The following is a 26,144-nucleotide window of genomic DNA, read 5'->3' as shown; positions in this document are numbered from 1 at the left end:
GGGCGACGGCGGTTAAGGAGGCTTCGGCCCGTCTGCCCAGGAAGTGGGCGAAATTCTCAACCCTTGCATGGTCAAGGCAAGCTTCGCGCAAGCATAAATTGTGCCGACGCCGGTATTTTAGCGCAAAACTGCCAAAATTACCGTAGTCTTACGGAGCAAAAAGTTAACCACAGATCGGCCCGGGTTCCGCTAAACAGGTCACATGGGGTCACAGAACGATACGGCTACCGATTCGCGGCCGTCGGAATGGTACGAAAGCAGCACTGCTCCGGCTGAAGAGCTCGATTTCGTCCGCCTGAACGCCGCTCGCGCCAAGGCCGCAGACGAAATGGCCGCTGTCATCGCCCGCGAGCTCAACGGCCCCCTGACTGCGCTCCTGCTCTACATGGGCGAGATCAAGCATCACAGCGATCAGCTCGCGCCGGCTACGGGCGACCGTGCCTATTTGCAGCGGGTGGTGGAGAATGCGCTGACGCAGACCGAGCGCGTTTGCGGCCTGGTCAAGCAGCTTGCCGGCCCCCACAAGGTTGACTCGCCGATCCCGCCCCGGATCGAGGACGCCGAAGCGAAGATCGCCCGTGCGCCGCAGGCGCAGCGCGTGCCGAGTCCCGAACTCCTGGGCCTGTCGGGTCAGAAGCGGCTGACCAAGCGCGAGCGCGAGGTGCTCCGGCTGATCAGTGAGGGCTATTCGAACAAGCAGGGTGCGCTTCGGATGCAGATCAGTCCGCGCACGTTTGAGAGCCATCGCGCCGAGGCGATGCGCAAGCTCGGTGCGCGCAATACCGCGGACCTCGTCCGCGCGGCGCTGCTGCATTCAATCGATTGAGGTTCTTGTCTTGCGCCGCCGGTGGCGGCGCGGGGGCGGGAGAAGCCGATCGCGTTCAGAAATAGTCTTCGGAGAAGGCGCGCGCGCGCGAGCTGGGGCGCAGCGGTTTGATCTCTTCCTTCGGCGCGTTCGGAATGATCGTGATGGTCCAGCGGGGAGGGGTGCTCGATTCCTGCTCCAGCACCGAGCGCACGAAGCCGGTCACCGTCGACTCGCCAGCCTTCACCGTCGCCATCCGGCCGTTGAACTGCGCGATACGGAAGCGACGGACCTCCTTCTGGTCCACTGTCTCGTAGGTGAACATGGAAACCCTCCTGGTTTCCCGCGACTATCGCCACCTATGATTAGCCATCTGTGAAAATCCCAAACCGTAGAAGTACGGCGGGGTTGCATCGGTCTCGCTATGCCTGCGGCTCCTGCGCGCGCGCGGCGGCGTAGGCGGCATCCATGCGCTCCAGCAGATCACCGAATTCGGCCTCACCGAGCGTCTCCGCGGTCTTCTCCAGCCGCAGCGCCAGCGCCGCGAGCCTGGCATAGCCGAACGTCCCGGCCGCACTCTTCAGCGAATGCGCTTCGCGCGCGATCTTCGCGTGGTGCTGCGCGAGCGCGAGCGTGCGGAACAGTTGCAGGCGCGCGCAGGTCTCGCTCCAGAACACGGCGCGCACTTCGCCGGCACCGTCCTCGCCGATCTCGCGCACCAGCGCCGCGTACGCGCCCGGCTCGCGCGCGGGCTCGGCATCGAGCGCTGCCTGCGCAGGCGCAGCGGTCATTTCAAACATGGCTTTGCCTGCCTTGGTCACGGTCCGTTTGTCGCGCGGCGCGTCCGGCGCGAGGTCCGGCCCGTGTCTACGGCATTTGAATTTCAGTTCCGGTAGCGGGACGGCAGGTGTTTGCAGGCCGGCGTTAGCCGCAGGTTTACCACGCGACGGCGCCGGTCAGCGCTGGCCGAGCAGCCGGTCGTACTGGGCTTTCACCGTGGCGTAGCATTCGCACGCGGTCTGGCGCAGGCCGTCCAGGTTCAGGATCTGGATGTGCCCGCGGCTGTAGTGGATGAAATTGGCCTGCTGCAAGGTATTGGCGACCAACGACACGCTGTTGCGCCGCGCCCCGATCATCTGCGCCATGGCCTCCTGGGTCAGCAGCAGCCGGTAGTCGCCCGACAGATCATGGGTGTGCAACAGGCAGCGCGACAGCCGCGATTCCACCGGATGGGCGGCGTTGCAGCCCGCGGTCTGCTGGACCTGAGCGTAGACCGCCAACCCGTGGCGCGTGAGCAACGTCCGCAGGGTGCCGCTCTGGTCGGCCGCGATGCGCAGCCGGTCGAGATCCATAACCGACGCGACGCCGGGAACCAGCACGATCGCCGTGTTCAGCGCGCAAGTATCGCCCATGGTCGAGAGCGTGCCGAGCAGGCTGTCGCGGCCGATCATGGCGACCTGCACATGCTCGCCCTTGGCGAGGTTCACCACCAGCGAGATGACGCCGCGGTGGGGAAAGAACGCGCGCTTGAGCGTCTCGCCGGTCTCGACCAGCACGGCCTCGTGCGGCAGTTCGACCGTGCGCAGATATGGGCGGATCAGCTCATAATCGTCCGCCGTGAGCGCGGACAGGAAACCGTTGGACGGACGCACCATCGTTTCCAAAACTGCCTCCCGTCTCGTCAGGCAGGGATTTGCGAGAGCGAATTTGCGGATCCCGGCACGGGCAAGCTCCATCATGTTCCCGTCGGGATATATAGGCAATTGGGACAAGTTGTCCGAGTGCGACGGTCACCTTCGCGACGCTGTGTGCACCTCGGCATGCAGAACGGTCGCATCGACTTCTCGTCACCGCGGCGCTCCGAGCAGGCGTGAATGGGTGGCCTTGACCGCCGAATGGCAGTCGCAGGACGTCGTCTCCAGCGCGCGCAGGTCGATGATTTCGATCTGCCCGCGGGTGTAGCGAATAATGCCGGCGCGATGCCGTCGGCAAGCGCCGCGCCACTGCCCACGACGCTGTCGCGCCCCAGCATTGCGATCTCGATCATTTGTCCTTCGGACAAGCCCAGCGTGATCGAAATGGACCCGCCGTGCGGGAAGTAGACGTATCGCAACGCGGCGCCCGCCTCGCCCAAGACAGATTCCCTGACCATTTCGACTGTCGCGAGATGGGGGCGCAGCAGGTCGAAATCTGCCGCATCGAGCATTTGCAGCAACTGATTGGGCGGGAAGCCGCTCGTGGTCATTCAGGATCAATTCCGGTGCGTTCGACCTAAGATCGATGCAGCACCCTGTTGCGTCGTTCAGTTGCACGGCAACAAAAGCATATTGTACAGGTTGTGGTGCTGTCCATATACCCGTTAGAGGGCAGACAGGCTGCCGCATTTGCGGCGGAAATAAGTACAGCGCGCTGATTCGCTCGAGAACCTTCGCGCCAGTCCTGTGAGGGCGCACAGGAAAAAGTGGCAGGGGGCCTTCATGAGCCGGGAGCACTGCATCCGCGCGGCGATCGGACACCGGTCAGTCCGCGCAGCCTCGTCTATTGGACGAGTGGTTACAGCGACCGGACATCGCGCCGATTCATGGCGCCGCATGGCTGCAGATTTCGCGTCCGTCGTTTCCGTCCTCCTGGCTTCGCCAAAGACGTTCGCGACCGTCAGTTCTTCGATCCCAACCAGAGGAGAAAGGCGTGCCCCACGGTTCAATTATTGAATCGCCGAAACGGGAAGCTCAAACGGGGACAGAAAGTCTGCGCCATATTCTCGTTGTCGACGACGACCGGATGGTGTGCATGGCCATCGAGGTCTATCTTCAGCGAAACCATTTTCGGGTGACGATTGCCGAAGGAGGAGAGGTCGGACTGCGCGCTCTCGAACACGGACAGTTCGATCTGATGATCATCGACATCTTCATGCCGCACATGCGCGGCTTCGAATCGATCAGGGTGTTCCACGAGCGGGCGCCCACCATTCCGTTGATCGCGATGTCCGGCTACGCTTTCGCAAATCTGAATTCACCCGCTCCCGATTTCCTCCGGATGGCGCTCGAGCTCGGCGCGGCACGCTGTCTGCGCAAGCCGTTCACGCCGCACGCTCTGCTCGCCGCCATCAACGATTGCCTCGCGGAGCACCGCTCCGACGACGTTGCCTCGGCCGCGCGCCTGGGTTAGCGCAGCGCAGGCCGTCGTAGCGGCGGGGTAAGCGTCTGTTTACCACAAACGCGGGCCTTGCGGATCCCGGCAGGGCACGCCGCGACGGTCGCGAGAGCGCTCCCGATCGGCTTCGATTTCACGTGGGCCGTGCATATCGTCCTTCACGACCAGGATTTTTTCGCGCGCGTCGTCGCGCCGTTGTCGGCGCGTTTACCTAACGCTTTTTTTCGCGACGGTTCGGTGCCGGTTTTACCGAGAAGCGTTGCCGCATGTGACCGAACCGCAAACTTCTCTTCAATATCCGTATTAGCACGGAGGATGAAATTAACGGGACCGTGAAAGGGGATGTCTAACGATCCAGACGGGGACCTCCGTCGATGCCAAGCGTGGCTCAGGCGTCGAAGTCCAGCTCAGTAAGGCGTAGCTCATGGATGATCTGTTGCGGGAGTTCTTGACGGAGACCAGCGAGAGCCTGGACACCGTCGACAATCAGCTGGTGAAGTTCGAGCAGGAGCCGAACAACGCCAAGATCCTGGATAACATCTTCCGCCTGGTCCACACCATCAAGGGGACGTGCGGCTTCCTCGGGTTGCCGCGACTGGAAGCGCTGGCGCATGCCGGCGAGACGCTGATGGGCAAGTTCCGCGACGGCATGCCGGTGACGGGGCAGGCGGTGACGGTGATCCTGTCCTCGATCGACCGCATCAAGGAGATCCTCGCCGGCCTCGAGGCGACCGAAGCCGAGCCGGAGGGCACCGACCGCGATCTCATCGACAAGCTGGAAGCGATGGTCGAGCAGGGCATGGCGGCGATGTCAGCGTCGGCTTCGCCGATCGCGTCAGGCTCGGCGCAGCCGATGCCGGCGGCTGGCAGCGCTACTGCTGTTGCTGACGCCCCGCCGCTGGTGCCGGAAGCGCCGGCCGCCGCTGCGCCGGCCAAGGACATGACCACGGGTTCACTGATCGATCAGACCCTGGAGCGCCCGCTGCGCCCGGGCGAAGTGTCGCTCGACGAGCTCGAGCGCGCCTTCCGCGAGACCGCGATCGAAGCCCCAATCCCCGCACCCGTTGCCAAAGCCGAGGTCAAGGCTGAGCCCGCGCCGGCTCCGGCCCCTGTTGCCAAAGAGGCTGCCAAGGAAGCTGCCAAGGAGAAGGCCGCGCCGAAGAAGTCGATGGCCGACGAGGGCGCCTCCGAGGGCGACCGCATCGCCAACCAGTCGATCCGCGTCAACGTGGATACGCTGGAGCATCTGATGACCATGGTCTCCGAGCTGGTCTTGACCCGCAACCAGCTGCTGGAGATCTCCCGCCGCAACGAGGACACCGAGTTCAAGGTGCCGTTGCAGCGCCTCTCCAACGTCACCGCCGAGCTGCAGGAAGGCGTCATGAAGACGCGCATGCAGCCGATCGGCAATGCCTGGCAGAAGCTGCCCCGCATCGTCCGCGACCTGTCGAGCGAACTCGGCAAGCAGATCGAGCTGGAGATGCACGGCGCCGACACCGAGCTCGACCGCCAGGTGCTCGACCTGATCAAGGACCCGCTCACCCACATGGTGCGCAACTCCGCCGACCATGGCCTGGAGACCCCCGCCGAGCGGCTCGCGGCCGGCAAGGGCGAGCAGGGCACCATCCGCCTCTCCGCCTATCACGAGGGCGGCCACATCATCATCTGCATCGCCGACAACGGCCGCGGCCTCAACACCGAGAGGATCAAGGCCAAGGCGATCTCCTCGGGTCTCGTCACCGAGGCCGAGCTCGAGAAGATGAGCGAAGCCCAGATCCACAAGTTCATCTTCGCGCCGGGCTTCTCGACCGCGGCCGCCATCACCTCGGTGTCGGGCCGCGGCGTCGGCATGGACGTGGTGCGCACCAATATCGACCAGATCGGCGGCACCATCGACATCAAGTCGGTGGCCGGCGAGGGCTCGAGCGTCACCATCAAGATCCCGCTGACCTTGGCCATCGTCTCCGCGCTGATCGTGGAAGCCGCCGGCGACCGCTTCGCGATCCCGCAGCTCTCCGTCGTCGAGCTGGTCCGGGCCCGCGCCAACAGCGAGCACCGCATCGAGCGCATCAAGGACACCGCCGTCCTGCGCCTGCGCAACAAGCTCTTGCCGCTGATCCATTTGAAGAAGCTGCTCAAGATCGACGACGGCGCGGCCAGCGATCCCGAGAACGGTTTTATCGTGGTGACGCAGGTCGGCAGCCAGACCTTTGGCATCGTCGTCGACGGCGTCTTCCATACGGAAGAGATCGTCGTGAAGCCGATGTCGACAAAACTGCGTCACATCGACATGTTCTCCGGCAACACCATCCTGGGCGATGGCGCCGTCATCATGATCATCGACCCCAACGGCATTGCCAAGGCGCTGGGCGCCGCCGGCTCCTCGGCCCATGACATGGGCGACGAGAACGGGGCGCATCACATCGGAAGTGGCGAGCAGACCACCTCGCTGCTGGTGTTCCGCGCCGGCTCGTCCCAGCCCAAGGCGGTCCCGCTCGGGCTCGTTACGCGCCTGGAGGAGCTCCCCGCCGACAAGATCGAGTTCAGCAACGGCCGCTACATGGTGCAGTACCGCGAGCAGCTGATGCCGCTCGTCGCCATGGAGAGCGTCACCGTTGCCAGCCAGGGCGCCCAGCCGATCCTGGTGTTCGCCGACGACGGCCGCTCCATGGGCCTCGTCGTCGACGAGATCATCGACATCGTCGAGGAACGCCTCAACATCGAGGTCGGCGGCTCCAGCCAGGGCATCCTGGGCTCGGCCGTGATCAAGGGGCAGGCCACCGAGGTGATTGACGTCGGCCACTTCCTGCCGATGGCGTTCGCCGACTGGTTCACCCGCAAGGAGATGAAGCCGTCGATGCACTCGCAGTCGGTGCTGCTGGTCGACGACTCCGCGTTCTTCCGCAACATGCTGGCCCCCGTCCTGAAGGCGGCCGGCTACCGCGTCCGCACCGCGCCGACCGCGCAGGAGGGCCTGGCCGCGCTGCGCGCCCAGAGCTTCGACGTGGTCCTGACCGACATCGAGATGCCCGACATGAACGGGTTCGAGTTCGCCGAGGTGATCCGCTCCGACAACAATCTGGGCGCGATGCCGATCATCGGCCTGTCCGCGCTGGTGTCGCCGGCGGCGATCGAGCGCGGCCGTCAGGCCGGCTTCCACGACTATGTCGCCAAGTTCGACCGTCCCGGTCTGATCGCGGCGCTGAAGGAGCAGACCGCGGGCGCCGCCGGCGCCTCCGAGCTGAGCCGGGCAGCGGCGTAAGAGCATGATCCGGAAAAGTGTGAAGCGGTTTTCCGACGAGATCATGCTCAAAACGAAAAAGCGGGATCAGGAGATACGCTGATGGCCAACAAGACCCAGTCCACCGAAGGCGCCATGGTCGAATACGTCACCGCGATGATCGGCGGCCAGCTGTTCGGCCTGCCGATCTCCCGCGTCCAGGACGTGTTCATGCCCGAGCGCGTCACCCGCGTTCCGCTGTCCTCCCGCGAGATCGCCGGCGTCCTCAACCTGCGCGGCCGCATCGTCACCGTGGTCGACATGCGCGCCCGCCTCGGCCTGCCGAGGCCCGAGGACGGCAAGGTGCCGATGGCGGTCGGTGTCGATCTGCGCGGCGAATCCTATGGCCTGCTGATCGACCAGATCGGCGAGGTGCTGCGCCTGCCCGAGGACGGCAAGGAAGAAAACCCCGTCAACCTCGACCCCCGCATGGCCAAGCTCGCCGGCGGTGTCCACCGCCTCGACGGCCAGCTCATGGTCGTCCTCGACGTCGATCGCGTCCTCGAGCTCGAAACCAAAGTGCAAATGGCTGCGTGAACCAACGAAACATCGAAGCCGGAGAACCAAAATGAAGACCTGTTTGGTGGTCGATGATTCCAGCGTCGTGCGCAAGATCGCGCGCCGCATCCTGGAAGGCCTGGAATTCCAGGTCACCGAAGCCGAGGACGGCTCGAAGGCGCTCGAGATCTGCCAGCGGCAACTGCCCGATGCGGTGTTGCTCGACTGGAACATGCCCGTCATGGACGGCTTCGAGTTCATGGGCCACATGCGCCGCCTGCCCGGCGGCGACCAGCCGAAGGTGGTGTTCTGCACCACCGAGAACAACGTGGCCCATATCGCCCAGGCGCTCAGTGGCGGCGCCAACGAGTACATCATGAAGCCCTTCGACAAAGACATTATCGCCGACAAGTTCGCTGAAGTCGGCTTGATCCCGGTCGGACAAGCCATGGTCTGAGTGTGTCTGGCCCGAGTGTTCCGGCCAGAATGTTTTCAGTACAGCTTTCGAGAGGCCATCTGTGACCCCGACCGAGTATGAGTATCTGCGCAAGTTCCTGAAGGACAATTCAGGTCTCGATCTGTCCGCAGACAAGCAGTATCTGATCGAAAGCCGCCTCTTGCCGCTCGCCCGCAAGGCCGGGCTCTCCGGCATCCCCGAGCTCGTGCAGAAGCTGCAGGGCGGCTCGCGCGCGCTCATCACCGACGTGGTCGAAGCCATGACCACCAACGAGACCTTCTTCTTCCGCGACAAGGTCCCGTTCGATCATTTCCGCGACACCATCATGCCCGAGATCATCAAGGCGCGCGCCGGCCGCCGCAGCGTGCGGATCTGGTGCGCCGCCGGTTCGACCGGACAGGAGCCCTATTCGCTGGCGATGTGCCTGAAGGAGATGGGTGCGGCCCTCACCGGCTGGCGCGTCGAGATCATCGCGACCGACCTGTCGCAGGAGGTGCTGGAGAAGGCCAGAGCCGGCGTCTACAGCCAGTTCGAGGTGCAGCGCGGCCTGCCGATCCAGATGCTGGTGAAATATTTCAAGCAGACCGGCGAGACCTGGCAGATCAATCCCGAATTGCGGGCGATGATCCAGCACCGCCAGCTCAACCTGCTGCACGACTTCGCCCAGCTCGGTACGTTCGACGTCATCTTCTGCCGCAACGTGCTGATCTATTTCGACCAGGACACCAAGATCAACATCTTCAACCGCCTGGCGCGCCAGATCGAGCCCGATGGCTTCCTCGTGCTGGGTGCCGCCGAAACCGTGGTCGGACTGACGGATACGTTCAGGCCGATTCCCGACCGGCGCGGCCTCTACAAGCCGAACGATCCGCGTGCAGCCGTGGCCAAGCCGGCTCTCGCCGGCGTGGCGCCGCGCATGGCGGTGATGGCGGGACGATAGGCATGGCCGAGGATGGAAAAGGCGCGGAGCGCGTCACCTTCAGTCGCGGCTATGATGTCTGCATCATGGCCATCGACGGCACCTGGCGCCGTGACTGCAAGCTCAACGCCATTTCCGACACCGACGCCATCCTCACGGTTGAAGGCTCGATCCAGGGGCTGAACCTGAAAGAGTTCTTCCTGCTGTTGTCGTCCACCGGCCTAGCCTACCGCCGCTGCGAGCTGGTGCGCGTCAACGGCGCCGAAATGGACATCCAGTTCCTGCGCGGCAAGAACCGGAAGAAGCGCGGCGCGGCCGGCGGCCACGACGCGGCAGCCTGACCGGCGCGTGGCGGCGCCGGCGCTTTCCGCCACGTTGCTTTACATTTGCTGAAACATCCGGGCGAATTTGCCGCGGCGGCTTTACGTGGCCTAAGCGCGCGCCGTGTATCCATTGCCTGTCTCAATCTCAGGAATACGGCAATGCCCAGAAGTTCCCTCTCCCCCGTCCCATCGAACCTGCCCGACGTCGCCGAGCGGCGTGCGCTCCAGCTCCTGGTGGTCGATGACGACGCCACGCAGCGCAGCCTGATCACGGTCGCCGCCAAGCAGGCCGGCCACGAGGTCACCGTGGCGCCGTCCGTGGCGGAAGCGATCGAGAAGCTGCGCGCCGCGCGCTTCGACTGCGTGACGCTCGATCTCGTGCTGGAGGATGGCGACGGCATCGACGTGTTGCGCGAGATGGCGAACGCGAAATTCGCCGGTGCCGTGATCGTCATCAGCGGCATGGACGGCAAGCGCCGCAGCGCCGCCCGCAGCTTCGCCCGCTCCGTCGGGATCCAGCTCCAGGGCCTGCCGAAGCCGCTCGATCTGGCGGCCCTGCGCATCAGCCTCGCCAACCTCGGCAAGACCGCGATGGGGCTGCCGGCGATCCACACCTGGGGTGGTGTCGCCAGCGACGCGATCGTGGAACGGCACCGCACCTGACGCGCGGAGCTGCCATGCAATCGGATGCAGCCGCCGCCGCGCCGATCGCGACCTACACCGGGTCGCCGGAATCCGACAGGTATTGCAGGGCGTGGCCAAGGCCCGCCCGGCAGACGTTGAGGGCGGCACTCGCCGTGGCATAGCGCGGCGTGACGTCGTCGAGCACGAAAATGTCGGCGGAACCGGCCTGATCGCCGTTGTCGTCCTGCTCCGGGCCTGCGTCGATCATGGCTGCGTCGATCAGGCGCATGCTGCTCTCGATCTGCGCGATCAGGCAGCGAAGGTCGGCCGCAATCAACTGACGGCTGTCGGCCTCGGGCGTCGTGACGAGAGGTGGCGTGCTGGCCAAATTTAGCATGGATATTCTCCGTCCCCCGCAATTAGGCGCCATGCCGCTACTTGTGCGTTAAGTCTATGTCCCGTACAAATACGGGTGGGCCGAATCCGCGCCGAACGCCATAACGGTTGGCGCGGACGCGAGTCCTCAATGCCGAATGGACTCTAATGCCAATTGGACATGGCACATGGCCGAACAAACCTCTCGCGGTGAAATCTTCGTAGTCGACGACGACCCGGCTGTTCGCGACACCTTGTCGATGGTGTTGAAGGCGGCGGGCTATGAGGTGATCTGTTTTGCGGACGGCGCAGCGCTGCTCTCCGTCGCGCGAAACCGCACACCGGCTGCGATCCTGCTCGACGTGCACATTCCCGGAAAGTCGGGTCTCGACATTCTGAAGGAGCTGCACGGTGAGGATTATCCGGCGCCGATCTTCATGATCTCCGGGCAGGGCGACATCACAATGGCGGTGGGCGCCATCAAGAGCGGCGCGCTCGACTTCATCGAGAAGCCGTTCCGCGGCAGCGAGATCGTCGGCCGCCTCGACGAGGCGATCGGCGCCTATGCACGCAGGCAGGCGGAGAACGCAGCGCCGAAATTCGGCTCGCTGCATTTCCCCGGACGCGAGCCGTTGACGCGGCGCGAACGCGAGGTGCTCGAGCAGTTCGCCGCCGGCGCTTCCAACAAGGAAGCCGGCCGCACTCTCGGCATCAGCCCGCGCACCATCGAGGACCACCGCGCCAACATCATGAAGAAGCTCGGTGCGCGCAATGCCGCCGACCTGATCCGGATCGTGATGACCGCGGCGCAGCGCGCGTCGTAGGGTCGGTTGCATCGCGGACATTTCTTCGTCATTCCGGGGCGATGCGGAGCATCGAACCCGGAATCTCGAGATTCCGGATCGCGCTACGCGCGTCCGGAATGACTCCCAAGCCTCACCCCAGCAGCGCCTTGCGGATGATCCGCGCGAGATCCGATTTGCGGTAGGGCTTTGCGAGCAGCAGAACGCCCGAATCCAGCCGGCCGTGATGGATGATCGCATTCTCGGTATAGCCTGACGTGTAGACCACCCTGAGATCGGGGCGCGTCTTCATCAGCTCGTCGGCGAGCTGCCGTCCGTTCATCCTGCCGGGCATGATGACGTCGGTGAACAGGAGGTCGAACGGCTTTCCGGCGGCGACGATCGCGAGCGCTTCCGCGGCGTTCGCAGCCTGCAAGGTGACGTAGCCCAGCGCATGCAGCTGCGCCAGGACGTAGTCGCGCACCAGCCGGTCGTCCTCGACCACCAGGATCGTCTCGTGTCCGCCCTCGATCGTCGCAGGGATCACACCGTCGCCGACCGCCGTCGCCGTCTTGCCCGGCGGCAGGTACATCTTGATCGTGGTGCCGTGGCCTTCCTCGCTGTAGATCTTGATGTGGCCCGCGGACTGCTTGATGAAGCCGTAGACCATCGAAAGCCCGAGTCCGGTGCCCTTGCCCGGTCCCTTCGAGGTGAAGAAGGGATCGAACACCCTGGTCAGCATGTTGGACGGAATGCCGGTTCCGGTGTCGCTCACGGCGATCAGCACGTAGTGCCCGGGCCGGACGTCGTTGACGCTGGCATAGACCTCGTCGAGATAGGCGGCGCCCGTCTCCACGATCAGCTTGCCGCCGCCGGGCATGGCGTCGCGGGCGTTGAGCGCGAGGTTGAGGATCGCGGTGGTGAGCTGGTTGGGATCGACGATCGCAACGCAGCTCTCCTCCTCGAACACGGATTCGATCTGGATCTGCTCGCCCAGCGTCGGCCGCAGCAGCTTTGCGGTGTCGACGATCAGCGAGTTGATGTCGACCTCGCGCGGCTGGAGCGGCTGCTTGCGCGCGAACGCGAGCAGGTGCTGGGTCAGCTCGGCGCCGCGGCCGGCGGCCTCGTCGATCATCCGGGTGATCGCCGCAAGCTCGGGCTCCTTGGCCACTGCGTCGCTGAGGATTTCGATCGTCCCGGTGATCACGGTGAGGATGTTGTTGAAGTCGTGCGCCACGCCGCCGGTGAGCTGGCCGACCGCCTCCATCTTCTCCGCATGGCGGATGCGTTCCTCGGACGCGATCTTATCGGTGAGGTCGCGGTAGAAGACGTTGAACAGAATGCCTTCGCGGCGCTTCAGCGCCGTGACGCTCAGTTCGGCCTTGAATTCCTTGCCGTCACGGCGGCAGCAGACCAGCTCGCGGCGGCGATTGAGCGTCTGACCGTCTCCGGAATCGAGGAAGCGTGCGAGACCCGCCTTGACCCTCTCGCGCTCACCTGTGGCGACGATGAGGTCGATCGCATTCCTGCCCAGCGCTTCGTCGCGGCGCCAGCCGAACAGCTCTTCGGCCCGCGAGCTCCAGTTCAGGATGATGCTGCGGTCGTCGGTCTGGACGAAGGCGTCGAGCGCGGTCTCGACGATGTTGCGGGCCAGCTGCTCGCTTTCGCGCAAGGACTCCTCGGCCAGCCTTGCCTCGGTCATGTCGCGCCCGACGAAGAAGTAGCGCTTGGCCTGATCGGACCAGTTGCCGAGCCAGGACAGCCAGATCTCGCGTCCGTCCCTGTGGAGGCAGCGGGTGTCGGCGAGCTTCGGGTGCCCGCCGCGCCTGAGTGCGCGCATTTCCTCGCGCGATTGTTCGAGATGGGCCGGGTGGATGAAATCGGCGCCGCTGTAGCCGATCATGTCGTCGGGCCGGTAGCCGAGAATGGCCTCGCAGCTCGGGCTGATCTGCGCGATATGGCCCTGCGAGTCCATGATCATGATCAGGTCCTGCGAGGCGTCGAAAAGCTGTCGCCGCTCCTCTAGCTGCTGCTGTAGCGCCCGCTCGGTCCGTCGCGCCTCGGTGAGGCTGCGCGCCGAGCCCGAGGCGCCGATGATCTCGCCGGAGGGGCCCCTGATCGGTGAGAGGCTCACCGAGATTTCGACCGGGCTGCCATCCTTGCGCAGGCGCGCGGTTTCGAAATGTTCGATCCGCTCACCCCTCGCAATCCGCCGAAGATAGTCCTTGCCCTCCTCGCGGCGATCCGGCGGAAGCAGGATCGACGTCGGCTGTCCGATCGCTTCCTCGGCCGAATAGCCGTAGAGGCGTTCGGCTGCCGCGTTCCAGCCGATGATGATGCCGTCGAGCGTTTGCAGGACGATCGAATCGTCGGAGGATTGGACCGCCGCGCTGAACAGGCTTTCGCGGACGGCGAGCTGGTCGCGGACGGCCTCGGTGCGACGCCGCTCCTCGACCTCGTGCTCCAGTGCCGACGTCTTTGCCTTCATCTCCTCGACCATGTGGGCAAAGGCCCGCGCCAGCACGCCCGTCTCGCCGCTTGCATCGACGGGAATGTCCGCTGGCCGTCCGCTGCCGATGGCCTCCACGGCCGCGGTCAGGCGCCCGATCGGGCGAGTCAGGGAGCGCGCCAGCAGCACCGCGAGCGAAGCCGCGGCGAGGACGGCAAGCAAGCCGACGAGCAAGGACGTTTTTTGAATGGCGGCCGGCACGCGGCCAAAGACGGCCGGGGGAATGGTCACGATGATTGCGACCCATTCCTTGCTCGCAAGCAGCGCAGGCGCGATCGCCGCGCCGCTCGGCCGGCCCGATCCATCGGTCGCGAGCTGCGTGGATACTCCCGGCGAGCCTGCCAGGGCTGAGAAAAATGGAAAATCACTGCGCCAGTTGGTGGGGGGGGCGCGCAACGAGCCGAATTCTCGCGTCTGATCGGGATGAACCAGATAGTCGCCGCGCGCATTCACGACGTAGATCTCGCCTCCCGAGCTCGTCGTCGAGCGAATGCGGTCGAGTACCGGACGCATGTCGATATTGGCGATGATGATGCCGAACGGCTTGCCGTCGGGCGTGAACAGCGGCGTCGCGGCCCGCAGGGTCGGAGTGTGCAAGGCCGTGGTTCCCCCCTGGCGGGTCGCGAGTTCGATGGGCGACACATAAATCTCGCCCGGCGCCAGTCGTATCGTTTCCTGAAAGTAGGTTCGTTCGCTCTTGCGCTCCAGTTCGCTGTCGGGGGCAACTCGTACTGCTCCGTTCGGGCCGGAGCGATCGACGCGGACCAGCTCGCGCTGGTCGTCGTCAAGACCGATGATTCGAAACTGTCCATAGCTGGGCTTGGCCTCGATCTCGGCCGCGAGCCGCGCCGCGATACGCTCGCGCCAGGTCTGCTCCGAGACGCCGTCAAGAGCGTCAATTCCTCCGCCGAGGTGGGCCCGGATCAGACCGTTGATTGCCGCGGCGGAGCGATAGCCGACCAAATCGCCGCGAACGCCGGCAACGTAGGATTCAAGATTGGTGGCCAGCAGGCGTGACTGGGCTTCGACCCGCTCCAGCACCCGCGGAATGACGGCTTGTGTGATGTTGCGATAGCCCAGCCAGCCGACGGCGGTCACGGTAGCCGCCACCAGCAGGATCATCGCGATGGCCAGCCGGGTTGCGAGGGTCATGGAGATATTCGCAGGGGTTCCCGGATGACCGTGCGTGTTCTGGCCTGCAGCAGAGGAGACGCCCTCGTCATCGGCGGCCGGTACTGACATCGGGCCCCTCCGGCTTGCCCGCGTCGAGGCAGCCGCTCACCGCGGCGAGCAACGCGTCTGCCCGGAACGGCTTCTGAAGGCTTGCCACTGCGCCGAGCTTGGTCGCCATCTTCAGGAAATCCGGCTCCGCATAGGGGTCCGGCGTGATTGATCGGCCGGAAATGACGATGATCGGAATCGCCGGGGCTAGCGCCCGGATGTGGCGCATCGTCTCCAGCCCGTCCATGCCGGGCATGAAGATGTCGAGAAACAGGAGGTCGAACGGGCTGGCCTCGAACAGCGCAAGTCCCTTGTGGCCGTCGCCGGCGACGGTGACGTGATGACCGGCTCTCTCCAGAAGCAGCCGGATCGTGATCTGCACGGCCGGGTCGTCATCCACGATCAGGATGTTGGCCACGTCTGAATTCCTCCGGGTCGGCTGGGACGTTCCAGTGACCGCAAATCAAGGCATCAAATACGAAATTGTTGCGCGGATTCTATCCGCCCCGCAAGCGCCTCGCGTCTGCCGCGATTGCCTTTCCTGGCGCGCCGGGAGGCAATTCCTTGCACTTCATACGCACTCTTGCGTGCATTTGAGGTCGGGCCTGGTTCCAAACATCGTAACCCATTTTAGCATCGGGAGATATTTCTCTCGCCGTAGTTGTACGGAACCCGAGCCTTCACTATGGATTAAAGGCCGCTGACTACAATCTCCGATAGTCCTCGTATCAGTATTTCGCGCATTTCATTTTGCATTCTGGCATCCGACCAGGCCGGCCCTTCCAACCGGCCATCAGCACGAGACCCCTCATGTTCAAATCGATTGCGAACACCGGAATTCGGACCCGGCTGCTCGGCGGCTTTGCGCTGATCTGCGTCCTGCTCGCCGCGACCGTGATCTACACCGTCGCCGCCGTCTCGGACATCTCGTCGCGGATCAAGACGGTCGTGGACCTGCGAGCGCCGGTCGCGGTCGCAAGCACGGAGCTCGTCGGCAATCTCTACTCCACGCTCTCGGTGCTGCGCGGCTATCTGCTGACCGGCGATGCGCAGGGCAAGCGTGACCGGGCGGCGGTCTGGGCCGACCTGGATCGCACCGCCGCCGCGGTCGACCGCATGGCGGAGGGGTTTTCCAACCCGCAGAACAAGACCAACTGGAGCGAAGCCAGGGCGCTGATCGCGGAATTCCGCCAGGCCCAGGACAAGGCCGAGCTCGCCGCCTTCACCCCGTCGGCCTATCCGGCGAGCGAGCTCCTGGCCAAGGAGGCCGCGCCGCTGATCGCGACCATGTTCGCCGAGATCACCTCGATGATCGACGAGGAGGAGGCGCTGGAGGCGACGCCCCAGCGCAAGCGCCTGCTCAAGACCTTCGCCGACGTGCGCGGCAATCTCGCCGCGGCGGGATCGCAATTGCGGCTCTACGTCGCCTCGGGCGAGGCGGCCGACCGTGACAAGTTCGAAAAGCCGCTGGCGACCTTCAGGGCCGCGCTCGCATCGGTCGGCACCCAGGCGGATCTGCTCACCGAAAGGCAGGCGTCCGCTTACCGGGCCATCGCCAGGGCGAACGAGGCCTTCACCCCGCTGCCGCAGAAGATCTTCGCGATCCGCCAGACGCCGCAATGGAACATGCCGGTCTTCATCCTGTCCACCGAAGCCGCGCCGCGCGCGGCCCGCATCCTCGATCTGCTCGACGGTCGCAAGGACACCGATGGCAAGCGCTCCGGCGGACTCAAGAGCGACCAGCAGTCGAAGCTCGCCGAGGACGCCCGCAGCGTGGCTGACGCGGTCGAGAGGTTGCTGCTGCTGCAATGGATCCTGCTCGCCGCGGGGCTTGCGCTCGGGACAACGATTGCGATCCTGGTTGCGCGCTCCATCACCCGTCCGATCGTCGAGCTGGTGGGCGATTCCGCGCGCCTGTCCGGGGGCGACACCAGTGTCGAATTCAAGACGGCCGGGCGCGGCGACGAGATCGGAGTGGTCTCGCAGGCGGTGGCGAAGTTCCGCGACAACGTCATCGCCCAGCAACAGGCGGCGGCGTCTCTCGCGCGCGAGGCGGAGGCGCGCGAAGCGGCCAACCGCAACATGGAGGACGCGGTCGAGGAATTTCGCGGGACCTCGCGCGACCTGCTCGCGCTGGTCGGCGAGAACGCCGGCACCATGCGGCAGACCGCAGAGAGCCTCGGCGGCATCGCCAACCATGCGACGAGCCAGGCCGCGTCCGCAGCGACCGCATCCGAACAGACCGCGGTCAACGTCCAGACCGTCGCCGCGGCGGCCGAGCAGCTCGCGAGCTCCATCGTCGAGATCGGCCGGCAGATCGAACTGTCGAACAAGACCGTGCGGTCGGCGGGCGAGGTGACCGCGCGCTCGGAGAGCGAGATCGAGGGGCTCGCGCAAGCGGCGCAGAGCATCAGCTCGGTGGTCGACCTGATCCAGGCGATCGCGGCCCAGACCAACCTCCTGGCGCTCAACGCCACCATCGAGGCCGCACGCGCCGGCGAGGCGGGTCGCGGCTTTGCCGTGGTGGCTTCCGAGGTCAAGGCGCTGGCCGACCAGACCCGCAATGCGACGCAGGATATCGCCCAGCACATTGCCGCGATCCAGAACTCGACCGGCAGCGCAGTCGCCTCCGTCAAGGAGGTCGCAACCGCCATGCGCCGGATCGACGAGGTGACCGCGGCGATTGCCAGCGCCGTGGAGGAGCAGGGCGCCGCGACGCGGGAGATCTCGCAGAACGTCCAGATGGCGGCGTCGGGCACGCAGACGCTGGCGACCAGCATCGGGACCGTCTCCGGCGCCATCGCGGAAACCAACCGCTCGGCCGACGACGTGATGGGCGCCGCGAACCACGTTTCGGGAGCAGCCGAACGTCTCGCCACCGAGGTCCAGGCCTTCTTCGTCAGGCTGCGCACTGGTCCGATGGACCGCCGCAACAGCGACGATGCCGATTATCGCGGGCCGGACCGGCGCAACGCCGCCTGACTAGTCCGTCAGGTACTCCGGGTGGTGGCTCCGGATCTTGTCGAGCTCGCTCAGCGTGCCCGACAGATGCTTGCGCAGATGCTGTTGCGCGGCGTCGGCGTCCCCGGTCTCGATCGCGCGGGTGATCAGCCTGTGATGGCGCACGATGTTCTGGGCCTTGCCCGGTGAGGGCAGATGCAGCCGGCGCAGCCGGTCGATATGGCCGCTGCGGCTGCGCACCAGTGCCCACAGCTCCTGCTTGCCGGCGGCGGCGTAGAGCTGGGCGTGGAAGTCGTTGTCGGCGGCCATGAACGCCTCGAACTCGCCGGCCTTCGCGAATTGCTGCTGGAGTGCGATGGCGTGGTCGAGGCGGATGATCAGGGCGTCGTCATGCTTCTCCGCGAGCAGGCGGACGATCTCGAGCTCCAGCGCCTGGCGCAGGAAATGCGCCTGCTGGGCGCGGCCGATGTCGATCCGGCTGACCACGGTCGCGTGCTGCGGAAAGACGTCGACCAGGCCCTCTTCCTCGAGCCGCATCAAGGCATCGCGCACCGGCGTCGAGCTGACGCCGAACTGGCCGGCGAGCTCGGCGCGGGACAGCGGCGCGCCCGGCGGCAGCTCCAGGGCGATGATCGCATTGCGCAGCCGTTCGAACACCTGCGGCGCAGCCTGACGGGCGCGGTCGAGCCGGGCGGGTCGTGCCGCGCGCGGCGCGGTATGGGTTACTTCCATGTCGGGTCCCGCGGGCTTGCCTTTGATGCACTAATATATTAGTGCATCAGCAGGGTCAACGCAGCTCGACGCTGGCCGGAGGAAACACACAACAATGATGATGCATCTTCGTAGCAACCTCGCGGCCGCCGCCCTGATCGCCGCAACCGCCCTCTCGGTGTCTCCGGCGCAGGCGCAGCAGAAGTCCGAGATCTCGCTGTCGCGCCAGCCCGGCATCTTCTACATGCCGAGCCACATCATGGAGAGGCAGAAGCTGATCGAGAAGCATGCTGCTTCGCTCGGAGTATCAGGCGTCACCACGAAATGGGTCACCTTCTCCGGCGGCGGCGCGCAGACCGATGCGCTGCTCGCGGGCGGCGTCGACATCCTCAACACCGGCACCGGCAATCTGCTGTTGCTGTGGGACCGTACCCGCGGCGGCGTGAAGGGCATCGTCGCGACCTCGGCGCAGCCGATGACGCTGATCAGCCGCGATGCCAACATCAAGTCGATCAGGGATTTCGGCCCCGGCGACAAGATCGCGGTGCCGACGGTGAAAGTCTCGACCCAGGCGATCGTGCTTCAGATCGCGGCGGCCGAGGCCTTCGGCGCCGATCAATGGTCCAAGCTCGACGCCAACACCGTGCAACTCGGCCATCCCGACGCCTATGCGGCGCTCGCCAATTCCAAGCACGAGGTGCACACCCACTTCTCGATCCCGCCGTTCACGTTCCTGGAGCTGAAGAACGTGCCGGGCGCGCATGTCGTGCTGTCGTCGCCCGACGTGATGGGCGGCCCGCTCAGCCAGGCCCAGTTCTTCACCACGACCAAATTCGCCGACGCCAATCCCAAGATCATCCAGGCCGTGCGCGACGCCACCAAGGAAGCGCAGGACCTGATCCGCAGCGACACCAGGCAAGCCGTCGAGATCTACAAGGAGATCACCGGCGACAAGACCTCGGTGGAGGAGCTGCTCGATCTGCTGAAGGAGCCCGGCATGATGGAGTGGAATCTCGAGCCGCAGGGTACGATGAAATTCGCCGCCCATCTCTTCAAGACCGGCACGCTGAAGAATCAGCCCAAGGCCTGGACCGACTACTATCTCCCCGTCGCGCACGACCTGAAGGGCAACTGATGGCGCTGCTCGACGTCAACGGAGTGACGCTGCGCTATAAGACCTCCAGCGCCGTCGTCACCGCCACCGAGAGGGTGAGCTTCACCGTCGACAGGTCCGACCGCTTCGTGCTGCTCGGACCGTCCGGCTGCGGCAAGTCGACCCTGCTCAAGGCCGTCGGCGGCTACATGAGCCCGAGCGAAGGCCGCATGAGTATCAACGGTCGCGAGATCCACGGCCCGGGCGCCGACCGCATGATGATCTTCCAGGAGTTCGACCAGCTGCTGCCCTGGAAGACCGTGCTCGCCAACGTGATGTTTCCGCTGCTCACGGCGCGAAAGCTGCCGCGCAAGGACGCCGAGGCCCGCGCGCGGGCCTACATCGAGAAGGTCGGCCTCACCCGCGTGGTCGATGCCTATCCGCACACGCTGTCCGGCGGCATGAAGCAGCGCGTCGCGATCGCGCGCGGCATGGCGATGGAGCCTGACATCCTGCTGATGGACGAGCCGTTCGCGGCGCTGGACGCGCTGACGCGCCGGACCTGCCAGGACGAGCTGCTCCAGCTCTGGAGCGAGACCAAATTCACGGTGCTGTTCGTGACCCATTCGATCGCGGAGGCGATCCGCATCGGCAACCGCATCCTCCTGCTGTCGCCGCATCCTGGCCGCGTCAAGGCCGAGGTGGTCGATGTCGACAAGGTCTCGAGTGCGGACGGCAGCGCTGGCCGGCTGGAGAAGGAGATCCACGATCTCCTGTTCGCCGCCGAAGCCACCGCGCATTGAGGGAGCCTCGACATGGGCGAAGCGAGAATATTGCTGCGTGACGCGCCGGTCGCTGCTGCCAGCGGCGCTGCCGAGGTCGAGCGCAAGCTGAGCGTGGCCGAGCTGTTGTGGAACGACGGTTTTGTCCGCAAGACCGTCATCATCCTGTTCTTGGCGGCGGTCTGGGAGGCCTACGGCGTCGCCCTCGACAATCCCCTGCTGTTTCCGACGCTGCACGACACCATCGTCACGATGTTCGAGCGCGTGAAGGACGGCACGATTCCAATGCGGGCTTGGGCCTCGCTGAAGGTCCTGTTCATGGGCTATTCGGCCGGCATCGCGCTCGCCGCCATCTTCACGGTGCTTGCGATCTCGACCCGCATCGGCACCGATTTCCTCGAGACCGTCACGGCGATGTTCAATCCGCTGCCGGCGATCGCGCTGTTGCCGCTGGCACTGATCTGGTTTGGGCTCGGCAACGGCAGCCTCGTCTTCGTGCTGATCCATTCGGTGCTGTGGCCGGTCGCGCTCAACACCCATTCCGGTTTCAAGAGTGTGTCCAACACGCTGCGCATGGTCGGGCGCAATTACGGCCTGCGCGGGCTGCCTTATGTGGCGAAAATCCTGATCCCCGCCGCCTTCGGCTCGATCCTCACCGGCCTGAAGATCGGCTGGGCCTTCGCCTGGCGCACGCTGATCGCGGCCGAGCTCGTGTTCGGCGTGTCCTCGGGCCAAGGCGGGCTCGGCTGGTTCATCTTCGAGAACCGCAACCTCCTCGACATACCCGCCGTCTTCGCAGGCCTCTTGACGGTGATTATCATCGGGCTCTTTGTCGAGAACCTGATCTTCCGCGCCATCGAGCGGAACACGGTCCAGAAATGGGGCACTCAATCATGACCAAGAAGAAGAAAACACCCGACCAGCTCCGCAGCGCGCGCTGGTTCGCGCCCGACGATCTCCGCTCGTTCGGCCACCGCTCCCGCACCATGCAGATGGGCTACGCCCCCGAGGAGTGGAAGGACCGTCCGATCATCGCGATCCTCAACACCTGGTCGGACGCGCAGCCCTGTCACATGCACTTCAAGTCGCGCGTCGACGACGTCAAGCGCGGCATCCTGATGGCCGGCGGCCTGCCGCTCGAGCTGCCGGCGCTGTCGCTGTCGGAATCGCTGCTGAAGCCGACCACCATGCTCTACCGCAATCTGCTCGCCATGGACGCCGAGGAGCTGCTGCGCAGCCATCCCGTCGACGGCGTGGTGCTGATGGGCGGCTGCGACAAGACCACGCCGGCGCTGCTGCTGGGCGCGACCTCGATGAACATCCCGGCGATCTATCTGCCGGCAGGTCCCATGCTGCGCGGCAACTGGAAGGGCAAGACGCTGGGCTCCGGCTCGGACGGCTGGAAATACTGGGACGAGCGCCGCGCCGGAAAGATCTCCGACAAGGACTGGCTCGACATCGAGGCCGGCATCGCCCGCAGCTACGGCACCTGCATGACCATGGGCACGGCGTCGACCATGACCGCGATCGCCGAGGCCATCGGCATGACGCTGCCGGGCGCCTCCTCGATTCCGGCGGCGGACGCCAACCACATCCGCATGGCCAGTGAATGTGGCCGCCGCATCGTCGAGATGGTGTGGGAGGATTTGACGCCGAAGATGATCCAGACCCGCAAGGCGTTCGAGAACGCGATCGCGGTCGCGATGGCGATGGGCTGCTCCACCAACGCGATCATCCATCTGATCGCGCAGGCTCGCCGTGCCGGCCAGGACATCGGTCTCGACGATTTCGAGATCGCGAGCCGCAAGGTGCCTGTGATCGCCAACGTGCGGCCGAGCGGCGATGCCTATCTGATGGAGGACTTCTTCTATGCCGGCGGCCTGCCGGCGCTGATGGGCCAGATCAAGCCGCATCTGCATCTCGACTGCATCACCGTCACCGGCCAGACGGTGGCTGAGAACATCGCGCATGCCGAGGTGCACAATGACGACGTGATCCGCTCGGTCGACAATCCCATCTACAAGGAAGGCGCGCTCGCGGTGCTCAAGGGCAATCTCGCGCCCGACGGCTGCGTCATCAAGCCCTCCGCCTGCGCGCCGCGCTTCCTCAAGCACACCGGACCCGCGCTGGTGTTCGACGATTATCCGTCGATGAAGAAGGCGGTCGACGATCCCAATCTGGACGTCACCGAGGACCACATCCTGATCCTGCGCAATGCGGGGCCGCAGGGCGGACCTGGCATGCCGGAATGGGGCATGTTGCCGATCCCGACCAAGCTCGTGAAGCAGGGCGTGCGCGACATGGTGCGCATCTCGGACGCGCGCATGAGCGGCACGAGCTACGGCGCCTGCATCCTGCACGTTTCACCGGAGTCCTACATCGGCGGCCCGCTGGCCCTGGTGCAGAACGGCGACCGCATCACCCTCGACGTCGCCGCGCGCACCATCAATCTCGATGTGAGCGAAGCCGAGCTCGAAAAGCGCCGCGCCGCCTGGAAGCAGCCCGAGCGCCGCTTCGAGCGCGGCTATGGCTGGATGTTCACCAAGCACATCAAGCAGGCCAATGACGGCTGCGACTTCGACTTCCTCGAGACCGATTTCGGCGCGCCGATCGGCGAGCCGTCGATCTACTAACACCGTCGTTCCGGGGCGCGAAGCGAACCCGGAACCTCGAGATTCCGGGTTCGCGCCAAGTGGCGCGCCCCGGAATGACGAACGAGAAAGAAAGCGCCAATGACAAAACTCAGCGAAGCCACCCGCAACAAGCTCAAATCCGTCTCCACCGCCACCGTCGCCACCGCGCTGTTCAAGCGCGGCCTGCGCATCCAGATGATCCAGGATGTGCACCCGCTCGGTCCTGACCAGCCGACCATGGTCGGCGAGGCCTTCACGCTGCGCTACATGCCGGCGCGCGAGGACCTCAACACCATCGACGTCTTCAAGGACCGCTCGCATCCGCAGCGCAAGGCGGTCGAGGACTGCCCGGCAGGCAGCGTGCTGGTGATGGACAGCCGCAAGGATGCGCGCGCGGCTTCCGCCGGTGCGATCCTGGTGACGCGGCTGATGAAGCGCGGCGTCGCCGGCGTCGTCACCGACGGCGGCTTTCGCGATTCCGCCGAGATCGCCAAGCTCGGCATCCCCGCCTACCACCATCGTCCCTCGGCGCCGACGAACCTCACGCTGCATCAGGCGATCGAGATCAACGTGCCGATCGGCTGCGGCGATGCGCCGGTGTTTCCCGGCGACGTCATTTTGGGCGATGCCGACGGCGTCATCGTGATCCCCGCGCATCTTGCCGACGATATCGCCAACGAGACGTTCGAGATGACCGCGTTCGAGGACTTCGTCACCGAGGAGGTCGGCAAGGGTCGCGGCATCTTCGGTCTCTATCCTGCCACCGATCCGCAGACGCTCACCGACTTCGCGGAATGGCGGAAGAAGAACGGCAGGTAGTTTACACTCCGTCGTCGTCCTGGCTTTCGCCAGGACGACGACGGGGCTACACCCTGGCCTCCGCCATTCCCGCCGCCCACAGCGCGAACGCATAGACGATCGCCACCTCGTCCAGACGATCAAATCGTCCCGAGGCGCCGCCATGGCCGGCGCCCATGTTGGTGCGCAGCAGCACCGGGCCGCCGCCGCGCATGGTGGCGCGCAGGCGCGCGATCCATTTGGCGGGCTCCCAATAGGTAACGCGCGGATCGGTCAATCCGCCCATCGCCAGGATGGCCGGATAGGCCTTGGCCGCGACATTGTCGTAGGGCGAGTAGGACAGGATGGTGCGAAAATCCTTCTCGCTCTCGATCGGGTTGCCCCATTCCGGCCATTCCGGTGGCGTCAGCGGCAGCGTGTCGTCGAGCATGGTGTTGAGCACGTCGACGAACGGCACTTCGGCGACGATGCCGGCGAACAGCTCGCCGGCGCGGTTGGCCACCGCGCCCATCAGCATGCCGCCGGCCGAGCCGCCATGGCCGACGATGCGCTTTGCGCTGGTGTATTTTGCGTCGATCAGCGCGCGGGCGCTGGCGGCGAAATCGTCGAACGAATTCGTCTTCTTCTCGCGCTTGCCGTCGAGATACCAACCCCAGCCCTTGTCGGCACCGCCGCGGATGTGGGCGATGGCATAGACGAAGCCGCGATCGACCAGCGACAGGCGGTTGGCGTTGAACGAGGCCGGCATCGCCATGCCATAGGAGCCGTAGCCGTAGAGCAGGAGCGGTGCCGATCCGTCGAGCTTCAGCCCGCGGCGATAGAGAATCGAGACCGGCACCTCGGCGCCGTCCTGCGCCTTCGCCATGATGCGCGTGGTGACGTAGTCGCTCGCATTGTGGCCGGACGGGATCTCCTGGCGCTTGCGCAAGGTCCGCGTGCGCTTGGCCATGTCGTAATCATAGACCTCCGACGGCGTCGTCATCGACGAATAGGCGAAACGCAAGTTCGTCGTCTCGAATTCGTAGGAGCCCATCGTATCGAGCGAATAGGCGGCTTCGTCGAAGGCGATGGCATGCTCCTCGTTCGATGCGAGATCGCGGATCACGATCGCCGGCAGCGCATTGGCGCGCTCCAGCCGCACCAGATGGCCGGCATAGAGATCGAGGTCGATGATGTAGATCCCCGGACGATACGGGATCAGATCGCGCCAGTTCTTCCGTTCGGGCGAGCTAAGCGGTGCGGTGACGATCTTGAAGTCGATGGCGTCATCGGTATTGGTGAGGATGAAGAGCTGATCGCCGCGATCGGCCAGCGAATATTGCACGCCTTCCTCACGCGCCGCGACCAGCCGCGGCGGCGTATCAGGGCTTTCGAGATCGATCAGCCGCTGCTCGGAGGTCTCGTGATCGCCGCCCGCGATCACGCAGAAGCGGCCGCTGGTGCTCTCGTGCAGATGGGTGAACCAGCCGGAATCCTGCTCCTCATAGACGAGCGTGTCGTCGGCCTGTTTCGTCCCCAGCCGGTGCCGCCACACCTGCATCGGCCGGTGATTGTCGTCGAGCTTCACATAGAAGAAGCTTTTCGCGTCCTTGCTCCAGACGATGCCGCCGTCGGTCTCCTCGACGAGGTCGTCAAAGTCCTTCCCCGTCGCCCAGTCGCGCACGCGGATCGAAAAATATTCGGAGCCTTTGGTGTCGGCGCTCCAGGCCTGCAGCTTGTGATCGGGCGAATGCCGGCTGCCGCCGAACTTGAAATATTTGTGGTCCTTGGCGAGCGCATCGCCGTCGAGCACGATATGGCCGTCGCCGCCCTCGCGCGGCATGCGGCCGAACAGCTCGTGCTGCCCGCCCTCGCGAAACCTGCGGAAATAGGCGAACTGGCCGTCCGGCGACGGCACGCTGGAATCGTCCTCCTTGATCCGCCCGCGCATCTCGCGCACCAGCGTCTTCTGCAAGCCTGCGGTATGGCCGAGCAGGCTCTCGGTGTAGACGTTCTCTTCATCCAGATATTTGCGGATGTCGGGGTTGATCACCCCGGGGTCGCGCAGCACCTCCTGCCATTTCTCGTCCTTCAGCCAGGCATAGTCGTCGGTCACGGTGATGCCGTGCCGGGTAAAGCTGTGCGGCCGGCGCGGGGCGACGGGGGGCTGGGAAGGTGTCTTGATCTGGGTCACTCGATCCTCATCATCTCACGTCCGTATGGCGCCTCTTCCTTACCTCT

Annotated in this window: 24 protein-coding genes; 16 read left to right on the top strand and 8 right to left on the bottom strand. The window is 65.2% G+C overall.

The window, feature by feature from the left end; all coding sequences use genetic code 11:
- The first annotated feature begins 202 nt into the window (after nucleotides 1-202).
- Nucleotides 203-826 carry a helix-turn-helix transcriptional regulator gene (locus tag EI171_RS04460; RefSeq protein WP_060909762.1) on the top strand — a complete coding sequence of 208 codons (624 nt, stop codon included), beginning with the start codon at nucleotides 203-205 and terminating at the stop codon, nucleotides 824-826.
- 55 nt (nucleotides 827-881) lie between these two features.
- On the opposite strand, the gene EI171_RS04455 is transcribed toward EI171_RS04460, so the two are convergent.
- The 3 genes from EI171_RS04455 to EI171_RS04445 all read right to left on the bottom strand — a co-directional run bounded on the left by EI171_RS04455 (nucleotide 882) and on the right by EI171_RS04445 (nucleotide 2,460).
- On the bottom strand, nucleotides 882-1,130 hold the full coding sequence (locus EI171_RS04455) for a hypothetical protein (RefSeq protein WP_060909763.1): 249 nt from the start codon (nucleotides 1,128-1,130) through the stop codon (nucleotides 882-884).
- Between the two features lie 97 nt (nucleotides 1,131-1,227).
- On the bottom strand, nucleotides 1,228-1,605 hold the full coding sequence (locus EI171_RS04450) for an Hpt domain-containing protein (protein WP_161536924.1): 378 nt from the start codon (nucleotides 1,603-1,605) through the stop codon (nucleotides 1,228-1,230).
- 156 nt (nucleotides 1,606-1,761) lie between these two features.
- The gene (locus EI171_RS04445) at nucleotides 1,762-2,460 is read right to left on the bottom strand and encodes a Crp/Fnr family transcriptional regulator (RefSeq protein WP_171901173.1); all 699 of its coding nucleotides are present in this window, start codon (nucleotides 2,458-2,460) and stop codon (nucleotides 1,762-1,764) included.
- A gap of 219 nt (nucleotides 2,461-2,679) precedes the next feature.
- Between EI171_RS04445 and EI171_RS04440 the strand changes: the two genes are divergently transcribed.
- The 8 genes from EI171_RS04440 to EI171_RS04405 all read left to right on the top strand — a co-directional run bounded on the left by EI171_RS04440 (nucleotide 2,680) and on the right by EI171_RS04405 (nucleotide 10,098).
- Nucleotides 2,680-2,907, top strand: a complete 228-nt coding sequence (locus tag EI171_RS04440) for a hypothetical protein (RefSeq protein ID WP_161532698.1) — start codon at nucleotides 2,680-2,682, stop codon at nucleotides 2,905-2,907.
- Between the two features lie 586 nt (nucleotides 2,908-3,493).
- Nucleotides 3,494-3,973, top strand: coding sequence for a response regulator (locus tag EI171_RS04435; RefSeq protein WP_246740612.1), 480 nt, complete (start codon nucleotides 3,494-3,496; stop codon nucleotides 3,971-3,973).
- 409 nt (nucleotides 3,974-4,382) lie between these two features.
- A complete protein-coding gene (locus tag EI171_RS04430) occupies nucleotides 4,383-7,220 on the top strand; it encodes a hybrid sensor histidine kinase/response regulator (protein ID WP_161532697.1) in 2,838 nt (945 codons plus the stop codon).
- 81 nt (nucleotides 7,221-7,301) lie between these two features.
- A complete protein-coding gene (locus EI171_RS04425) occupies nucleotides 7,302-7,775 on the top strand; it encodes a chemotaxis protein CheW (protein WP_011083224.1) in 474 nt (157 codons plus the stop codon).
- Between the two features lie 31 nt (nucleotides 7,776-7,806).
- Complete coding sequence (locus tag EI171_RS04420; protein ID WP_028143851.1) at nucleotides 7,807-8,193, top strand: response regulator; 387 nt, start codon at nucleotides 7,807-7,809, stop codon at nucleotides 8,191-8,193.
- Between the two features lie 61 nt (nucleotides 8,194-8,254).
- The gene (locus EI171_RS04415) at nucleotides 8,255-9,133 is read left to right on the top strand and encodes a protein-glutamate O-methyltransferase CheR (RefSeq protein WP_011083222.1); all 879 of its coding nucleotides are present in this window, start codon (nucleotides 8,255-8,257) and stop codon (nucleotides 9,131-9,133) included.
- 2 nt (nucleotides 9,134-9,135) lie between these two features.
- Entirely contained in the window at nucleotides 9,136-9,453 is a 318-nt protein-coding gene (locus EI171_RS04410; protein WP_011083221.1) for a hypothetical protein, read from the top strand.
- A 141-nt stretch (nucleotides 9,454-9,594) separates the two neighbouring features.
- Nucleotides 9,595-10,098: a response regulator gene (locus EI171_RS04405; RefSeq protein ID WP_011083220.1), complete on the top strand. Its 504-nt coding sequence runs from the start codon at nucleotides 9,595-9,597 to the stop codon at nucleotides 10,096-10,098.
- Between the two features lie 52 nt (nucleotides 10,099-10,150).
- On the opposite strand, the gene EI171_RS04400 is transcribed toward EI171_RS04405, so the two are convergent.
- Nucleotides 10,151-10,456, bottom strand: a complete 306-nt coding sequence (locus EI171_RS04400; RefSeq protein ID WP_028175690.1) for a hypothetical protein — start codon at nucleotides 10,454-10,456, stop codon at nucleotides 10,151-10,153.
- Nucleotides 10,457-10,622: 166 nt separating this feature from the next.
- Here EI171_RS04400 and EI171_RS04395 point away from each other — a divergent pair, with 166 nt between their 5' ends.
- Nucleotides 10,623-11,258: a response regulator transcription factor gene (locus EI171_RS04395; protein ID WP_011083218.1), complete on the top strand. Its 636-nt coding sequence runs from the start codon at nucleotides 10,623-10,625 to the stop codon at nucleotides 11,256-11,258.
- A 112-nt stretch (nucleotides 11,259-11,370) separates the two neighbouring features.
- Here EI171_RS04395 and EI171_RS04390 read toward each other — a convergent pair whose 3' ends face one another.
- Both EI171_RS04390 and EI171_RS04385 read right to left on the bottom strand, forming a co-directional pair.
- Complete coding sequence (locus EI171_RS04390) at nucleotides 11,371-14,967, bottom strand: PAS domain S-box protein (protein ID WP_161532696.1); 3,597 nt, start codon at nucleotides 14,965-14,967, stop codon at nucleotides 11,371-11,373.
- Nucleotides 14,945-15,364 (bottom strand): response regulator, encoded by a 420-nt coding sequence (locus EI171_RS04385; protein WP_028175688.1) that lies wholly within the window; start codon nucleotides 15,362-15,364, stop codon nucleotides 14,945-14,947. The genes EI171_RS04390 and EI171_RS04385 overlap by 23 nt, the downstream gene beginning before the upstream one ends.
- Nucleotides 15,365-15,756: 392 nt before the next feature.
- On the opposite strand from EI171_RS04385, the gene EI171_RS04380 reads away from it, so the two are divergent.
- Complete coding sequence (locus EI171_RS04380; RefSeq protein WP_161532695.1) at nucleotides 15,757-17,928, top strand: methyl-accepting chemotaxis protein; 2,172 nt, start codon at nucleotides 15,757-15,759, stop codon at nucleotides 17,926-17,928.
- Here EI171_RS04380 and EI171_RS04375 read toward each other — a convergent pair whose 3' ends face one another.
- Entirely contained in the window at nucleotides 17,929-18,639 is a 711-nt protein-coding gene (locus tag EI171_RS04375) for a GntR family transcriptional regulator (protein ID WP_028175686.1), read from the bottom strand.
- A 94-nt stretch (nucleotides 18,640-18,733) separates the two neighbouring features.
- On the opposite strand from EI171_RS04375, the gene EI171_RS04370 reads away from it, so the two are divergent.
- The 5 genes from EI171_RS04370 (at nucleotide 18,734) to EI171_RS04350 (ending at nucleotide 23,945) form a co-directional block, all read left to right on the top strand.
- Nucleotides 18,734-19,753, top strand: coding sequence for an ABC transporter substrate-binding protein (locus tag EI171_RS04370; RefSeq protein WP_161532694.1), 1,020 nt, complete (start codon nucleotides 18,734-18,736; stop codon nucleotides 19,751-19,753).
- Nucleotides 19,753-20,514: an ABC transporter ATP-binding protein gene (locus EI171_RS04365; RefSeq protein WP_161532693.1), complete on the top strand. Its 762-nt coding sequence runs from the start codon at nucleotides 19,753-19,755 to the stop codon at nucleotides 20,512-20,514. The genes EI171_RS04370 and EI171_RS04365 overlap by 1 nt, the downstream gene beginning before the upstream one ends.
- A 12-nt stretch (nucleotides 20,515-20,526) precedes the next feature.
- The gene (locus EI171_RS04360) at nucleotides 20,527-21,390 is read left to right on the top strand and encodes an ABC transporter permease (RefSeq protein WP_161532692.1); all 864 of its coding nucleotides are present in this window, start codon (nucleotides 20,527-20,529) and stop codon (nucleotides 21,388-21,390) included.
- A complete protein-coding gene (gene araD, locus EI171_RS04355) occupies nucleotides 21,387-23,126 on the top strand; it encodes an L-arabinonate dehydratase (protein ID WP_161532691.1) in 1,740 nt (579 codons plus the stop codon). Before EI171_RS04360 ends, araD begins: the two co-directional genes overlap by 4 nt.
- Before the next feature lie 99 nt (nucleotides 23,127-23,225).
- The gene (locus tag EI171_RS04350) at nucleotides 23,226-23,945 is read left to right on the top strand and encodes a ribonuclease activity regulator RraA (RefSeq protein ID WP_011083209.1); all 720 of its coding nucleotides are present in this window, start codon (nucleotides 23,226-23,228) and stop codon (nucleotides 23,943-23,945) included.
- 46 nt (nucleotides 23,946-23,991) lie between these two features.
- On the opposite strand, the gene EI171_RS04345 is transcribed toward EI171_RS04350, so the two are convergent.
- Nucleotides 23,992-26,097: a S9 family peptidase gene (locus EI171_RS04345; protein ID WP_161532690.1), complete on the bottom strand. Its 2,106-nt coding sequence runs from the start codon at nucleotides 26,095-26,097 to the stop codon at nucleotides 23,992-23,994.
- Nucleotides 26,098-26,144: the final 47 nt, after the last annotated feature.

Origin of the sequence: Bradyrhizobium sp. LCT2 (assembly GCF_009931255.1) — a bacterium.
Lineage (GTDB): Bacteria > Pseudomonadota > Alphaproteobacteria > Rhizobiales > Xanthobacteraceae > Bradyrhizobium > Bradyrhizobium diazoefficiens.
This window is presented reverse-complemented; position numbering and strand designations above follow the sequence as displayed.

Coding starts and splice junctions, on each gene's coding strand:
- EI171_RS04445 (WP_171901173.1), bottom strand. CDS start 2,460: ATGGTGCGTCCGTCCAACGGTTTCCTGTCCGCGCTCACGGCGGACGAT.
- EI171_RS04440 (WP_161532698.1), top strand. CDS start 2,680: ATGGGTGGCCTTGACCGCCGAATGGCAGTCGCAGGACGTCGTCTCCAG.
- EI171_RS04365 (WP_161532693.1), top strand. CDS start 19,753: ATGGCGCTGCTCGACGTCAACGGAGTGACGCTGCGCTATAAGACCTCC.
- EI171_RS04350 (WP_011083209.1), top strand. CDS start 23,226: ATGACAAAACTCAGCGAAGCCACCCGCAACAAGCTCAAATCCGTCTCC.
- EI171_RS04360 (WP_161532692.1), top strand. CDS start 20,527: ATGGGCGAAGCGAGAATATTGCTGCGTGACGCGCCGGTCGCTGCTGCC.
- EI171_RS04420 (WP_028143851.1), top strand. CDS start 7,807: ATGAAGACCTGTTTGGTGGTCGATGATTCCAGCGTCGTGCGCAAGATC.
- EI171_RS04400 (WP_028175690.1), bottom strand. CDS start 10,456: ATGCTAAATTTGGCCAGCACGCCACCTCTCGTCACGACGCCCGAGGCC.
- EI171_RS04460 (WP_060909762.1), top strand. CDS start 203: ATGGGGTCACAGAACGATACGGCTACCGATTCGCGGCCGTCGGAATGG.
- araD (WP_161532691.1), top strand. CDS start 21,387: ATGACCAAGAAGAAGAAAACACCCGACCAGCTCCGCAGCGCGCGCTGG.
- EI171_RS04425 (WP_011083224.1), top strand. CDS start 7,302: ATGGCCAACAAGACCCAGTCCACCGAAGGCGCCATGGTCGAATACGTC.
- EI171_RS04380 (WP_161532695.1), top strand. CDS start 15,757: ATGTTCAAATCGATTGCGAACACCGGAATTCGGACCCGGCTGCTCGGC.
- EI171_RS04450 (WP_161536924.1), bottom strand. CDS start 1,605: ATGTTTGAAATGACCGCTGCGCCTGCGCAGGCAGCGCTCGATGCCGAG.
- EI171_RS04410 (WP_011083221.1), top strand. CDS start 9,136: ATGGCCGAGGATGGAAAAGGCGCGGAGCGCGTCACCTTCAGTCGCGGC.
- EI171_RS04430 (WP_161532697.1), top strand. CDS start 4,383: ATGGATGATCTGTTGCGGGAGTTCTTGACGGAGACCAGCGAGAGCCTG.
- EI171_RS04455 (WP_060909763.1), bottom strand. CDS start 1,130: ATGTTCACCTACGAGACAGTGGACCAGAAGGAGGTCCGTCGCTTCCGT.
- EI171_RS04370 (WP_161532694.1), top strand. CDS start 18,734: ATGATGATGCATCTTCGTAGCAACCTCGCGGCCGCCGCCCTGATCGCC.
- EI171_RS04405 (WP_011083220.1), top strand. CDS start 9,595: ATGCCCAGAAGTTCCCTCTCCCCCGTCCCATCGAACCTGCCCGACGTC.
- EI171_RS04375 (WP_028175686.1), bottom strand. CDS start 18,639: ATGGAAGTAACCCATACCGCGCCGCGCGCGGCACGACCCGCCCGGCTC.
- EI171_RS04390 (WP_161532696.1), bottom strand. CDS start 14,967: ATGTCAGTACCGGCCGCCGATGACGAGGGCGTCTCCTCTGCTGCAGGC.
- EI171_RS04395 (WP_011083218.1), top strand. CDS start 10,623: ATGGCCGAACAAACCTCTCGCGGTGAAATCTTCGTAGTCGACGACGAC.